The sequence below is a fragment of the Endozoicomonas sp. SCSIO W0465 genome (assembly GCF_023716865.1).
In the GTDB taxonomy this organism is placed as follows: Bacteria; Pseudomonadota; Gammaproteobacteria; order Pseudomonadales; family Endozoicomonadaceae; genus Endozoicomonas.
Genome location: NZ_CP092417.1, coordinates 1,858,895 through 1,872,005, shown reverse-complemented (window position 1 = coordinate 1,872,005; position 13,111 = coordinate 1,858,895). Strand labels below are relative to the sequence as shown.

14 protein-coding genes, 1 tRNA gene and 2 pseudogenes are annotated in these 13,111 nt (G+C 47.1%); 9 read left to right on the top strand and 8 right to left on the bottom strand.

The window, feature by feature from the left end:
* Positions 1-27: 27 nt before the first annotated feature.
* Complete coding sequence (locus tag MJO57_RS08055; protein WP_252017304.1) at positions 28-1,365, top strand: transposase; 1,338 nt, start codon at positions 28-30, stop codon at positions 1,363-1,365.
* Between the two features lie 346 nt (positions 1,366-1,711).
* On the opposite strand, the gene MJO57_RS08050 is transcribed toward MJO57_RS08055, so the two are convergent.
* Positions 1,712-1,786: transfer RNA gene (locus MJO57_RS08050), tRNA-Arg, on the bottom strand.
* Positions 1,787-2,536: 750 nt separating this feature from the next.
* On the opposite strand from MJO57_RS08050, the gene MJO57_RS08045 reads away from it, so the two are divergent.
* The gene (locus tag MJO57_RS08045) at positions 2,537-3,433 is read left to right on the top strand and encodes an integrase arm-type DNA-binding domain-containing protein (RefSeq protein WP_252024333.1); all 897 of its coding nucleotides are present in this window, start codon (positions 2,537-2,539) and stop codon (positions 3,431-3,433) included.
* Positions 3,430-3,834, top strand: a complete 405-nt coding sequence (locus MJO57_RS08040; RefSeq protein WP_252024316.1) for a DUF6444 domain-containing protein — start codon at positions 3,430-3,432, stop codon at positions 3,832-3,834. The genes MJO57_RS08045 and MJO57_RS08040 overlap by 4 nt, the downstream gene beginning before the upstream one ends.
* Here the strand turns inward: MJO57_RS08040 and MJO57_RS08035 are convergent.
* Positions 3,820-4,860 (bottom strand): IS1595 family transposase, encoded by a 1,041-nt coding sequence (locus tag MJO57_RS08035; RefSeq protein WP_252017335.1) that lies wholly within the window; start codon positions 4,858-4,860, stop codon positions 3,820-3,822. The genes MJO57_RS08040 and MJO57_RS08035 overlap by 15 nt on opposite strands.
* 77 nt (positions 4,861-4,937) lie before the next feature.
* Here MJO57_RS08035 and MJO57_RS08030 point away from each other — a divergent pair.
* Positions 4,938-6,065, top strand: a pseudogene (locus MJO57_RS08030) (IS66 family transposase); the annotation flags it as partial.
* On the opposite strand, the gene MJO57_RS08025 reads toward MJO57_RS08030, so the two are convergent.
* The gene (locus MJO57_RS08025) at positions 6,052-6,702 is read right to left on the bottom strand and encodes an IS1634 family transposase (RefSeq protein ID WP_252026985.1); all 651 of its coding nucleotides are present in this window, start codon (positions 6,700-6,702) and stop codon (positions 6,052-6,054) included. The pseudogene MJO57_RS08030 and the gene MJO57_RS08025 sit on opposite strands and share 14 nt — an antisense overlap.
* A 24-nt stretch (positions 6,703-6,726) precedes the next feature.
* Between MJO57_RS08025 and MJO57_RS08020 the strand changes: the two genes are divergently transcribed.
* Together MJO57_RS08020 and MJO57_RS08015 are read left to right on the top strand one after the other, a co-directional pair.
* Positions 6,727-7,215 carry a transposase gene (locus MJO57_RS08020; RefSeq protein ID WP_252018121.1) on the top strand — a complete coding sequence of 163 codons (489 nt, stop codon included), beginning with the start codon at positions 6,727-6,729 and terminating at the stop codon, positions 7,213-7,215.
* Entirely contained in the window at positions 7,184-7,666 is a 483-nt protein-coding gene (locus MJO57_RS08015) for an IS1595 family transposase (RefSeq protein WP_252026893.1), read from the top strand. The genes MJO57_RS08020 and MJO57_RS08015 overlap by 32 nt, the downstream gene beginning before the upstream one ends.
* Before the next feature lie 22 nt (positions 7,667-7,688).
* Here the strand turns inward: MJO57_RS08015 and MJO57_RS08010 are convergent, their stop codons facing one another.
* Positions 7,689-8,738: an IS1634 family transposase gene (locus MJO57_RS08010; RefSeq protein ID WP_252024314.1), complete on the bottom strand. Its 1,050-nt coding sequence runs from the start codon at positions 8,736-8,738 to the stop codon at positions 7,689-7,691.
* 85 nt (positions 8,739-8,823) lie between these two features.
* On the opposite strand from MJO57_RS08010, the pseudogene MJO57_RS08005 reads away from it, so the two are divergent.
* Positions 8,824-9,267 (top strand): annotated as a pseudogene (locus MJO57_RS08005) (tyrosine-type recombinase/integrase); the annotation flags it as partial.
* A gap of 165 nt (positions 9,268-9,432) precedes the next feature.
* Positions 9,433-9,654 carry a hypothetical protein gene (locus MJO57_RS08000; RefSeq protein WP_252024313.1) on the top strand — a complete coding sequence of 74 codons (222 nt, stop codon included), beginning with the start codon at positions 9,433-9,435 and terminating at the stop codon, positions 9,652-9,654.
* A gap of 184 nt (positions 9,655-9,838) precedes the next feature.
* Here the strand turns inward: MJO57_RS08000 and MJO57_RS07995 are convergent, their stop codons facing one another.
* Genes MJO57_RS07995 through MJO57_RS07985 form a run of 3 tightly spaced genes read right to left on the bottom strand, consistent with a single transcriptional unit; the run spans position 9,839 to position 11,414 of the window.
* Positions 9,839-10,684 carry a VUT family protein gene (locus MJO57_RS07995; RefSeq protein ID WP_252024308.1) on the bottom strand — a complete coding sequence of 282 codons (846 nt, stop codon included), beginning with the start codon at positions 10,682-10,684 and terminating at the stop codon, positions 9,839-9,841.
* A gap of 18 nt (positions 10,685-10,702) precedes the next feature.
* Positions 10,703-11,290: a helix-turn-helix domain-containing protein gene (locus MJO57_RS07990; RefSeq protein ID WP_252026983.1), complete on the bottom strand. Its 588-nt coding sequence runs from the start codon at positions 11,288-11,290 to the stop codon at positions 10,703-10,705.
* Positions 11,247-11,414, bottom strand: a complete 168-nt coding sequence (locus MJO57_RS07985) for a hypothetical protein (RefSeq protein ID WP_252024306.1) — start codon at positions 11,412-11,414, stop codon at positions 11,247-11,249. Before MJO57_RS07985 ends, MJO57_RS07990 begins: the two co-directional genes overlap by 44 nt.
* On the opposite strand from MJO57_RS07985, the gene MJO57_RS07980 reads away from it, so the two are divergent.
* The gene (locus MJO57_RS07980; RefSeq protein WP_252017330.1) at positions 11,413-12,927 is read left to right on the top strand and encodes an IS66 family transposase; all 1,515 of its coding nucleotides are present in this window, start codon (positions 11,413-11,415) and stop codon (positions 12,925-12,927) included. The genes MJO57_RS07985 and MJO57_RS07980 overlap by 2 nt on opposite strands.
* Here the strand turns inward: MJO57_RS07980 and MJO57_RS07975 are convergent.
* The gene (locus MJO57_RS07975; protein ID WP_252024304.1) at positions 12,914-13,111 is read right to left on the bottom strand and encodes a hypothetical protein; all 198 of its coding nucleotides are present in this window, start codon (positions 13,109-13,111) and stop codon (positions 12,914-12,916) included. The genes MJO57_RS07980 and MJO57_RS07975 overlap by 14 nt on opposite strands.

The following is a 13,111-nucleotide window of genomic DNA, read 5'->3' as shown; positions in this document are numbered from 1 at the left end:
ATAATCTGCTAAAAGCAACCATCCCCAATGACGAAATTCGAGATGGTTGCCATGCTCACTTCAGATCATCAAGTAATCCTCAGGGAGCTCGCTTCATATACAACCTTTCTTGCTGGAGCGCTATCATCAACTGCAGTACCAACGTTCTGCGAACTGCTGTTCGGTTGCATGCTTTCAGCCGACGGCTTTGTTACACAGGCGTTGTTAACAATTGATTTTCATTGTGTGTGGAGCAGCTACCACCACTGGCTATCTCAGGGCAAGTGGCAATGGAAGAACTTGGCACGCCACTTGATCCGTCTGGTCTGCTCCAAAGCTCCTGAGAATCAACCTGTGGTCCTGGGGCTTGATGACTGGGTAATCGAACGGTTTTCCGACAAAGCCCCTGCTTGTCGTACACATCATCAACACAGCAAGAAACGCAATCGGCCGACGTACATCTGGGGGCAGTGTTGGGTTTCCCTGGCCATCATATTTGAGCGGGCTGCAGATGAAGTATTTACCGCCATACCGGTGATCTCATTTCCGACACCAGCTTCAGGTAACACCAGCAAACTGAAAATTGCCGTGGCCATGCTCAGGGTGGTACGCAATGAAGTGAAGGATCGAGTGCTACGCCTGCTAACCGATTGCTGGTATATGAACTGGACACTGATAAAGCCAGCTCTGGAAATGAACATAGAAGTTGTTGGTCAGATACCTTCAAATCGGGCCCTCTATGCTTTGCCGCCAGCACCCACCGTAAAGAAGCGAGGGCGCCCAAAAAAGTACGGCATCAAGATGACGACAGAACAGGTTAAGAAACTGCCGGAAGAAAAAGCAACAGTATGGATGTACGGCAAATTTCGCAAAATACGTTATCGTACCCTGATCTGTCGCGCCAGATTCCTTAAAGGTCGTGAAGTACGCGTCGTCTGGAGTCGCTTTGAAAATGACAAAGGTCTGACCGAAAGCAGAATATTCATCTCGACCAATCCGGAACTTGAGGGACTGGAGGTGCTTCGTGCCTATTCCCGGAGATGGCCGGTAGAGCCAATGTTTCACCAACTCAAACATGCTTTTGGCTGTTGCCATTTATGGCAGCAGAAATTGCGAACACTGCTTCGATGGATGCATTTGAAAATGGCAGGCTATGCATTATTGCAGTTATTAACCGTTTGTAAAAATCAGGCATGTCTGAATATTTCTCGGATACCCTGGAGAAGCCCGGATACAACCACTGCAGGCATGATGAAAATTGCTCTTTCAGGAATTATTCCGAGGTTCTCTATTCGCAAGGGCTGGAACAGATATAAGCAAAAATATGAGTTCAATTTTCGCGATCTGATCGACCAGTTAATACCGGATAATTCAGAAGCAGCATAACTAAAGGCTTTTAGGCAAAAAACGGAAGTAATAACGAACTTGGAAAAACAGTTCACTGATTTCGGCTTGCTTCACTATAAAAAGCTGACCGAATTATCGTTTTATACAGACTCTAAAGTCGAGTATAAGAATAAGTGTTTTCTTAATATTAAAGAGTTATCGATTGAATGAGGAATGGCAGACCAGAGAATAAAAACACTATTACAATCGGAAATTTTCCAATACCAACCATAAAAAACAGGAAATTCAAATTGTCAGATATTCCAGCAGTTGTTAATTATCTGCTTGAACGATAAGAAAAGAGAGAAAAGAAATTAATGAATGGCAAAAATCGGATGAATGATAGTGGCGCTTCTGATAGGAATCGAACCTATATTTCAGCCTCCGGAGGGCTGCGTGTTATCCATTACACTACAGAAGCATAACATCCCCTTGAAGCGGTCTTGATACTACTTCAGACTTGTTTATTTTTCAACACTTTTGCGTCTATAACGTCCTGCGTGTTTTTTGTATGTATCTTTGTAGTGAGGCAAGGTCTGCATAACCTGTAGACAGCTGCACTTCTTCGATCCCCTGGCCAAGTTTAAAGTACCTCTTAGTGCCTTCATACCTGAGATCGTGCTTTTAAACAGAGATTTACCATCTTTGAGTATATTGAAGTGATTTATAACCATCAGAGAAAGCACACGACTAATGGCTAACTGGGATCGTTCAGGTGCGATCAAAAACTTGTCAAGGCAGCGAAAAAAGTATCCGGAAAAGGCTTGCCATATCAGTTTTTCTGAAGGGCAGTTATCTGACACGGAGTAAAGGGCATTGTGAACTGCTTTAAACTAACTTAAGGACGGGTAAAATTTTAATTAACTGATTAGACAACTATCAAATCAAGAGTATATGTTCTTTTTATTCGAAAAAATTAATAAAAAATAGCATGGCTATCCTGTTTTCGTATTGTGTGCCTGAAGATGACCTACTCTCACATGGAGAGGGAAAATCGTAGAAACCCTGCTATTAGGTACCATATTACCAATAACGAACAACCCTATACCCCTTGATATATATGGCACTCTGAGCTAATTAGTAAGATCATACCAGAAAGTTGCAATACCGTTTCGGCAGACTGAGTCCGAATCTATTCCGAATCAATGAGCAATGATTGGGGTTGATGGAGATGATCAAGAAAATCACTGAAAGCAGTGTATCAAAAATGGGGGAGAAAGCCCTCAGGGACAATGAGATCCGAGGGTTCTCCTGCCAGTTAAAGAAAACCGGCAAATACTTCTACTACGAATACAAATCCCCCGTTACCGGAACCAACCGAAAACACCCCCTTGGCAAGCATGGGGAGATTACCGTCGAACAGGCCCGGACAATGGCAAGAGCAGCTTCTGGGGATGTAGCAACGGGGAACGACCCGCAGGAACAAAAGCGAGAGCGTCGCAAGGCGATTGAAAAAAACCGACAAAATACCCTGCGGGCTTTTATTGAAGGCGACTTCAGAAGCGTCACCCCTGAGGTAACGGCGGACGAAGCCGAGAAAAACATCAAACGTCATTTCGCAAAGTGGCTTGATAAGCCCATGTCCCAGATTACCGCCTTTGATATGAGCAAGTGGCTCAACAATTACCCCGGCGCCCCCACGGGTGGCAACCGGATTATGAACGATCTTCGGGGCATTCTGACCAAAGCCGTCGCGGCTGGCTATCTGGAGAAAACCCCGATGTCCGAAGTCAAACGGCTCAAAGAGGACAAGAGCAAAAAGATCAAATACCTGACCCGTGACTATGAGAAAAAACTCATGGCCGGTCTGGATCAATACGACGAGTACCGTCGGGAACTGGATAACCAGTACGAAGGCAAGTTTGCCGATATGCTCCGGCCATTAGTCATGGTGGCCATCCACACCGGCATGCGCAAAGGTGAATTGCTCAACCTTAAACCGTCATTCAGCACCCGTATCAGGAATAAATTTCCTGTAACTGTTCAGCACCCCCACATAAATCTGGAATTTTCTGATTTTTATACCATCCTCTTAAGCACCATTTTTCCACAATATTCGCCAGCATGATTCCAGAACTACCCGCAACTATGTCGGCTGAGATTCTCTTGAAAGAGAATGCAGAGCTGCGGATGAGAGTTGCCTGTCTGGAAGAGCGATGTCGAGAATTGGAAGAAAAGGTTGGCAAGAACAGTCAAAACAGCAGCAAGCCGCCATCGTCTGATGGTTATCAAAAACCTTGTAAAAACAGTAATTCTCCAGATCATTCTGACGACCTTTCCGCAGATAAAGGTACCGATCCATCGGATGAAAAACCCAATCCTAAAAGTCTGAGACAGTCTTCTGGTAATAAAGCCGGTGGAAAGAAAGGGCATCAGGGCACTTGTCTTAAACAGGTCGATATCCCTGACTATATTGAGTACCTTCCGGTTAAAGAATGCAATAAATGTCAGGGGCTAAGTTACCGTTAATGGTTGGAAGCACCAATGTTCAGTAATTCTGCTGATCAACCGGCCAACAGTTAATTTTTTTGCTGCCGTCAGTTCTCGCCTCCAGGCCAGATAATGGGGAAGGTAACGAGTTGCAACCCCTTGGAATACGCCGCCAATCCAGCGTTTTAAATGACTGTGATAAGAATTTACAGTCTGGATGTGGTAGATGCCTTCAACAACATGTTGACCTGCTGATGTCACCAGCTCCTTGAAGACAAATCCAAGCTTGTCAGCAAGTTTTTCGTGAGCGAGGTGTGCATCCGCACAGACCGTGGCCTGTATCGATATGCGGCCATTTAAATGCCTGCACAATTCATTAGCACTTTCGTTTTCTAATACACCGTCAACGGTATTTCGATTACGGTCCCGAGCCACCATTACCGGGACTTTTCGGGCTTTGTTGGGATCATTACCCCGCTTTCGGGTTGGCCGTGGAAGGCCTTCTCTTTGCCCTTTGAAGGATTCACGGAAAAATGTTTCATCAAGCTCAGTAATGCCACAAAGCTCTTCTGCTTGATCATTATTAATCACTTCAAGAAAGCGGTGACGCCAGCGGAACGCAGTTTTCAAGTCAATGGCATTCTCAGCAGCAGCTGGTCGCAAGACCATAGAGTGAGTCATACCTGCGAGGTACTTGTTCCATTTTTCAGGGTGCCTGAGCCTTGCCAAAGGCGTTCCACTAAAGGCGTTAAACGTTGAGTCGCAAGTCTTGCAGTGGTAGCGCTGTCGGCCATTTCGTATGCCCCAGCGACCAACGCTATGGCTTTTGCATTTGGGGCACCTGGGGTTTTCGGCAAATTGGGCAAGTATGCTCTTTTCTACGTCAGGTGTTGCATTATCGTTATTGGGTATAGATTCACTGTAAACAGGTTCAGAGTCAGTGGTTTCTACTACCTCGGTAACCTCTATTTGAGTACTAAGGAGCGAGTTGTTAAGAATGTCTCGCTGTTCACTGGTTAATGTTGAAATGGAATCAATAAAATTCTGGAAGAGTTCAGATTGCATATCACTCCCCTACAACGTAGATTTTATGGGAGTTTAGCTGATTCAACCATTAACGGTAACTTAGCCAATGTCAGGCGTCTCTTCTTGATAGTGAGCCGGTCAAATATATTGAACGACAGGTGTTTGAACCAGGGAGACCGGGTGAATTTGAAGTAACGGCCCATAGAGCTGAAGTAAAAATCTGCACTTGTGGTTGTCGGAATCAGGCTGAATTCCCGGAAGGTGTTACCGCTGCCGCACAATATGGCTCAGCCACACAGGCTATGGCCGTCTATCTTAACCAATACCATTTCCTGCCTTTTAAGCGCGTGTCAGAGTATTTTAATACTCTCTATAAAATGAGTGTAAGTGCAGGCACTGTCGCCAATTTTGTGGCCAGAACCTATGAAAATCTGGCTTCTACTGAAGAGGTTATTCGTGACGCCTTGCGGGAATCGTCTGTTGCCGGAGCCGATGAAACGGGTATGCGGGCCGAGGGCTCTTTGCACTGGCTACACGTTATTATGCGGGATGAACAATGGACGCTCTACTACTTGTCTGAAAAGCGAGGTCGTGAGGCCATGGACACGATGGGCATACTGCTAACATTTGCAGGCGTTCTGGTTCATGATCATTGGAAATCCTATTTTGCATATGCGGCAACTCACGTACTTTGCAATGCCCATCACCTGAGGGAGCTTTTGGGTGTTGTTGATAGGGACAGCAATCAACTGGCGTTGCGATTGATGAAGCTACTGAGGCTTTCCTGGCATTACTGCAAGGGCTTTAAGACCATAGGTATGCTACAGATGCCAAGTGTTGTCTGTGAACGAATCGAGAAGATTTATGACCGGTTGCTTCAGCGGGCTCTAATGAAAGAAGTCGTCTATATGGAGAAGCAACGAGAGGAGCTTAAGCGCAAGAAAGTCAAGAATACTAAAGCTTACAATCTCTTCAAACGACTCACTGAGTTCAAGGCTGAGACACTGCGCTTCATGTCAGATTTTACCATTCCCTTCGATAACAATGGCAGTGAGCGGGATGTTCGAATGGCCAAGTTAAAGCAGAAAATCTCAGGCTGCTTCAGGAGTGCAGACGGTGGTTCTATGTTTGCACGGATTCGCAGCTATTTGTCGTCTGCCAGAAAACAGGGAATGGACATATATCAATCACTTCATAGAGCTGTTCGGAATTACTGTAATATGCCTTTGCTCAGTGCTGAATAGTTACAATTTCCTGATACGGTCGCCCAAGAATTGAAATAATAGTCAACTGCCTTTCTTGTAATCCAACCACATGCTTTTCATGTCCATCGACCAATAGCACGTTGATACCCTGAAAGCAGAAAAACACCCAACGCGCTGTCGGGTTTTGGCAGGGTTTCCGCTTCATGTCCGGGAAAAACCGACTCTGTCGTTTTAGCTCATGCCTAATTCGATGCTGAATCGCCGCATACACTAACAGACACAGCGTCATCACCATCAGCAAGGCTTCTATTCGTTCCGGTTTCTTTAAAAACAGCGAAGAAACCAGAAACTCCGGGCTCTTCAAAAACCGAAAGCCACGCTCTACTGACTGTTGTGATTTGTAAGTACTTAGCACTTCTGCTGTACTCAGCCGACTGTCGTCCAGATCATTCGTCGCCAGCACAAAGCAACCCAGAGAACACTCTGCATCTTTGCGACAGTCAACGGATACCCAAGGATATCCGCTCACATAATATTCAATACTGTCCGGTTTAGAGCCTTTCTCCGGACGACCTACCTTGGTATAGCAGGGTTTCTCAGTAATGACAGGTTCCGCCTGACAATAAATAGTGGCTCTTTTCGAATTCCGAACTGCTGAACTATCCTTGGTGGATATAATTAGCCATCGCCAGCATTGACCATGAATATAGGCCGAATCTCAGATCTCATCAGTAATGACACCTGCTTTGAGATGATCCGTGAGAACCGCTGGCCAGATGGCACTGTTCTCTGTCCGCACTGTGATTCTGAGAATGTCAAAAAGAATGGACACGACAATGTGCAGGTAGAGTGCCAGCACTATTACTGTAAGTCCTGTAAGCGCTACTTCGATGACCTGACAAATACGGTTTTCGCAGGACACCACCGACCACTCAAAGTCTGGATTGCCTGTCTCTATTTAATGGGGCTGAACGTCTCCAACAGCCAGATAGCTCAGGAACTTGATCTGTGTGTCAGTGATGCACACCATATGACCACAGTCTTACGAAATGGTGTTGTTGACCGAAAGCCTGAAGTGATTCTTGATGGCGAAGTTGAATTCGACGAGGTCTACATTGTAGCTGGTCACAAGGGACACCCTGAAGCATTAAAAAAATCTGGATCGTCCACCGAGAAAAAGAAGGCTTAAAGGCGCTCCGGGCCGTGGGACTCTTGAAAAAGACAAACCGCCGGTATTGGGAATGATTCAAAGGGGAGGTCAGGTCATTATCAACATGCTGTCGAACGTTAAGAAGGCGACAATCGAACCATTTATCAAGAAACACGTAGCCCCACAGAGCCAGATTTATACCGATGAATACAACATCTATGATGACCTTGAAAGCTGGGGCTTCAGACATAAAACGGTCTGTCACGGCAAAGGTGAGTATGCTCGTGATGATGACAAAGACGGTATTTACGAGGTGCATGTTAATACTATGGAGGGGTTTTGGTCACTTCTACGCTCGTGGCTAAGGCCTCACAGGGGAATATCCCAAGAGGCTTTACCCCTTTACCTTGGCTTTTTTGAGTTTTTGCATAATATTGGCCGAAGAGGCAAAAGTCTTCTTCAGCCCTTAGTCAACTTGCTGGTTACATAGCAGTCTGGAATTGGAAAAGAGCCTAAATAGTTTTTGACTGCCATTCATCGAACGCACGCAATGCGTCGGTTTCACACTTGAAGGCTTTTTTGGCCAGTTTACTGGTCAGCGCTTCTGCTTCTTTCTCAGACTTCTTTAGCATTTTTTTCAGCAGTGTTTTTTGTTCGCTCTTTCGAGCCTGCTCGCTGCGGACCAGAATCCAGCGCTGGGAGACACCCGCATGATCTGACAGCATTTCATGACTCTCATAGCCCTCAGCACCCTCCACTGGTGTCATTTCACAAGAAGCGACACTGTCAATCAGTTCTCTGGCTTCTTTGATTTTTGACGGAACCCGGGTGATAAATTGCTGGCCCTGCTGATGAAGTATCTGTACGTTATCTGTTGTATAAAGTGCTGCATCACCAATCAGGTAGCGATTATTCAGGGCTTCCCGGTAGGATTTCAAATGGCTGCTGATGACTTTTTTAAAGTTTTTATTGTCGTTTACGTTGCCACTGGACGCTTTCATAAAAACGGGAATACCGGCCTGATTTTCCGTCATCATCAGCAGTATTGCCTGGTTGAGCTCGGGTCGATGATCCCTGCTGTATCCACGACAGAGTTTGATACAGTGCATATCTTCTTCGTCGACGTCAGATTCGCTGTTATAAACGCCGTCCACATGCAAGCTTGTTGAGTCAAGGTTCAGAGCCTTGCACGGCAGTTTTAAGACATTCACTGCCTTGACAGCCAGCGATAAATAGACCTCACTTACATCCAGTTCAAAAAGCTGATCCAGGGCTCTGCCGAGTACACTGTCGTTAATGTGTTCGGGTTTAATACCGGGCCTGATGAGTTTATCCAGCGGTTTATCAGCATGAAACTCCGGGAACATATGAAGCGTGCGGGCAGTGAACCCAAGGCCGTTAAGCAGCATTGATACTACGGTTTCGCCAAAGGAAATATTCCGGTGTTCAGATTGGTTAGGAACCAGGGAATCCAGATGATTAGAGATACCGAGTTCTTTGCACATACCGGCAACCAAACCCATATGATCGATACGTTGAATGTGGAACTGATGAGGATGCATTGGACATGTTCATTCTGAGAATTTTTTACATTTTAGCCGGTGTAGGGAAATTCTCAGATTGAGTGCTGAATGACGGCTTAAAGTAAACGACATTGATTTCTCGTCCGGGGTCATTACCGTGGTGGGTATGGGGGATCATTCCGACAGCCACCCAAAAAAGAAAGCACGCACCAAATCACTACAAACCCGCTACATTCCCCTAAACGCCGTATCAGCCACCATTCTCAAAGACTGGCTCGACCAAACAGGCCACACCGACCTGGTCTTCCCAAATAGCTCTGGCCAGAGAGCCAGTCACAAGTACATTGACCGCCGTTGGTATAAAGCCAGGGAAGCGGCTGGACTGACCGGCAAAATCGATTTCCATGGGTTGCGGCATACCTTCGGCACCCGCCTTGCAGAGCTTCGAGTGGATCTTGTCACCATCCAGGAGCTCATGGGCCATGAGTCATTGGATGTCACCGCAAAATACCTCCACACCAGCCCGGAACGGAAACAGATGGCCATATCAGAGTTGGAAAGCTATTAATCTGCAACACGATTCAACCATGGACTCCCCTGTCAAAACCTGGCAACAATAAGTATTGATACGTATCAATACTTACACCTTCCAAGTGGTTAATAATCGCGCACCTTCAGGAGGACGGGCTGACGCCAGACCTGCAACCCACAACACAGGGAATCATCACCAGTCATGATAAAAATCGAAAAATACACACTGCGGGATGGGCAAACCGGTTGGCAGGCACGGTTTCAGCTTGAGGAAGGCGACACATCGGAGACCGTTCACACCCGTCGTTTCAGCTGTGCCAAATACGGTGAACGGGCTTTTCAGAAGGCGCTGGAATGGATCGAACGACAATACTATCAGCCACAAATCGAAGCGTTCGATGAAGTGCCCGGTCAGGTTGATTAACCAAGTCTCAGCGGGTCAGTGTGTCCGACATTGAGTAGCCACTGACGATAACCAGATCACCAGGGCCGGATTGCCTATTGCAAAAGGATGGACTGACCCGACTCTGGCTTGCGGCGACTATTTAGCCCCACTTTACCGCTCGGGTCTCTGCCTGTTGAGTACACGACCAGTGAATAATGAAGCCCTACTTCACGTATTCACGACGCCACTGCCGGGTTCCATACACAATCACCGTGCCGATAACCAGAAAACAGAACGACAGGATGATCTTTGACAACGTGGTGTCCTTGATCAATTCGCTCACTGCATCATTATGCCAAAATTCACCAAAGCGAATAAAACCGCCTACGGGCGCAAAAACCAGCATGGCAATCACAGACGATAAAGCCGAGCGAATCACAAAGCCTCGGTTCTGCATCTTTTTGCGAAGCTTATGGAAAATCCCGATATTGATCATATCGGTCACAAACAGGGCACATCCCAGGGCCATAAAATTACCGGTCAGTTCCCTGATCAGCGGGTCCAACCCCATCCATTCAGCCCACCACTGTCCCAGCAGACCGACCACCATCAGCACAGCAGAGACATCGATTACCAAGCCTCTGGCCCGGCGATACCCATAGAGTTCTGAAATACAATCCAGAAACGTAAAGGACAGCGAAAAAAACAGTGATCCGCCAGTCAGGATAACACCCAGCAACTCAGTCTGCCCGAGAAACGCCAGGGGGCAGAGAATGACCACCGCCATATACGCCAGGCGCAATACCCGCAGCAGGGTATGTTGTGAGGAGACTGAGAAGGAGTGTCCACCGAAGGTGCAATGATCGGTGAACACAAACGGATGGCCTTGCAACATCTTGTGGAGCCTGGCCCGATCCTGTCGGTTCAATTCATCCACCTGACCGGTTTCTATGAAGGTTCGGATTTTGCGGTGTGTGGTCAGACCGGCCTTGACGACCAGCACCTCATCCTTTTCCGGGTCGTAATCGATTAATCGCATAGTGTTAACAGCCCTGTTGTTATTGTTCATGGTCCATCATCACCCCTTTTACTTTCTGATCACCTCCTCACTGGGTTCTGCCTGCCAGTAGTCCATGTTTCTCACTCTGCCGATCACCTCCATATCGGGATCTTTGCTATACACGCAATCCATTCCCTGGTAATGGGCAACAAAACTGCCCAGTCGCTTTCGCCCCTCCCCGTTGATCCAGGCAACAAAAAAACCTGGGCCCGGGCGCGATTCCTGCTCTACCGTCAGCAGCGTGTAGGCCGGAAAATAGTCATTGGTCTCCGGAACATAGAGGTACCGATACCGCTCCTCCTCCACCGGTATATGCCGGTGGCTGCTGAAAATATTCGGTACTTCCGCCTCGATATCGTAACTGTCGCCTTCGTTTGGTACGACCGTTACCGTTCTGAAGTAGCGGCGATGCCGGGGAACCGTGCGTTCATGGTCGTACGGTTCACCAATTCCGGCGCCCAGCCAGTGAGGGCTTACCCCCATGGCTTCCGCCAGGGTATCGAGGTACTTATGAGGGGTACGAATTTCGCCCTGGGATAACCGGTAAAGATACCCCCGGTCAATGCCCGTTTTACGGGCCAGTTTGGGTACGCTGGAAATGGCTGCCAACTCCATGGCCTGTTGCAGCCGTCTGGCCATCTCCGGGTGGTAACTGTTCAGCACCCCCACATAAATCTGGAATTTTCTGATTTTTATACCATCCTCTTAAGCACCATTTTTCCACAATATTCGCCAGCATGATTCCAGAACTACCCGCAACTATGTCGGCTGAGATTCTCTTGAAAGAGAATGCAGAGCTGCGGATGAGAGTTGCCTGTCTGGAAGAGCGATGTCGAGAATTGGAAGAAAAGGTTGGCAAGAACAGTCAAAACAGCAGCAAGCCGCCATCGTCTGATGGTTATCAAAAACCTTGTAAAAACAGTAATTCTCCAGATCATTCTGACGACCTTTCCGCAGATAAAGGTACCGATCCATCGGATGAAAAACCCAATCCTAAAAGTCTGAGACAGTCTTCTGGTAATAAAGCCGGTGGAAAGAAAGGGCATCAGGGCACTTGTCTTAAACAGGTCGATATCCCTGACTATATTGAGTACCTTCCGGTTAAAGAATGCAATAAATGTCAGGCGTCTCTTCTTGATAGTGAGCCGGTCAAATATATTGAACGACAGGTGTTTGAACCAGGGAGACCGGGTGAATTTGAAGTAACGGCCCATAGAGCTGAAGTAAAAATCTGCACTTGTGGTTGTCGGAATCAGGCTGAATTCCCGGAAGGTGTTACCGCTGCCGCACAATATGGCTCAGCCACACAGGCTATGGCCGTCTATCTTAACCAATACCATTTCCTGCCTTTTAAGCGCGTGTCAGAGTATTTTAATACTCTCTATAAAATGAGTGTAAGTGCAGGCACTGTCGCCAATTTTGTGGCCAGAACCTATGAAAATCTGGCTTCTACTGAAGAGGTTATTCGTGACGCCTTGCGGGAATCGTCTGTTGCCGGAGCCGATGAAACGGGTATGCGGGCCGAGGGCTCTTTGCACTGGCTACACGTTATGCGGGATGAACAATGGACGCTCTACTACTTGTCTGAAAAGCGAGGTCGTGAGGCCATGGACACGATGGGCATACTGCTAACATTTGCAGGCGTTCTGGTTCATGATCATTGGAAATCCTATTTTGCATATGCGGCAACTCACGTACTTTGCAATGCCCATCACCTGAGGGAGCTTTTGGGTGTTGTTGATAGGGACAGCAATCAACTGGCGTTGCGATTGATGAAGCTACTGAGGCTTTCCTGGCATTACTGCAAGGGCTTTAAGACCATAGGTATGCTACAGATGCCAAGTGTTGTCTGTGAACGAATCGAGAAGATTTATGACCGGTTGCTTCAGCGGGCTCTAATGAAAGAAGTCGTCTATATGGAGAAGCAACGAGAGGAGCTTAAGCGCAAGAAAGTCAAGAATACTAAAGCTTACAATCTCTTCAAACGACTCACTGAGTTCAAGGCTGAGACACTGCGCTTCATGTCAGATTTTACCATTCCCTTCGATAACAATGGCAGTGAGCGGGATGTTCGAATGGCCAAGTTAAAGCAGAAAATCTCAGGCTGCTTCAGGAGTGCAGACGGTGGTTCTATGTTTGCACGGATTCGCAGCTATTTGTCGTCTGCCAGAAAACAGGGAATGGACATATATCAATCACTTCATAGAGCTGTTCGGAATTACTGTAATATGCCTTTGCTCAGTGCTGAATAGTTACTCCGGGTGATTCATGGTGCCTGCCCTCCTGCCCATAACGGCAGCGAATAACATCCAGTGCGATGACCAGCCATTTTTCGCCACGGCGGTCCAGTTTATCCAGCTCCGTAACGATGATGGTCAGCGACTGATTCATCTCGTTGAGATCCGGAGGAAGGTTCGGTGTGCCATCTACGTCCAT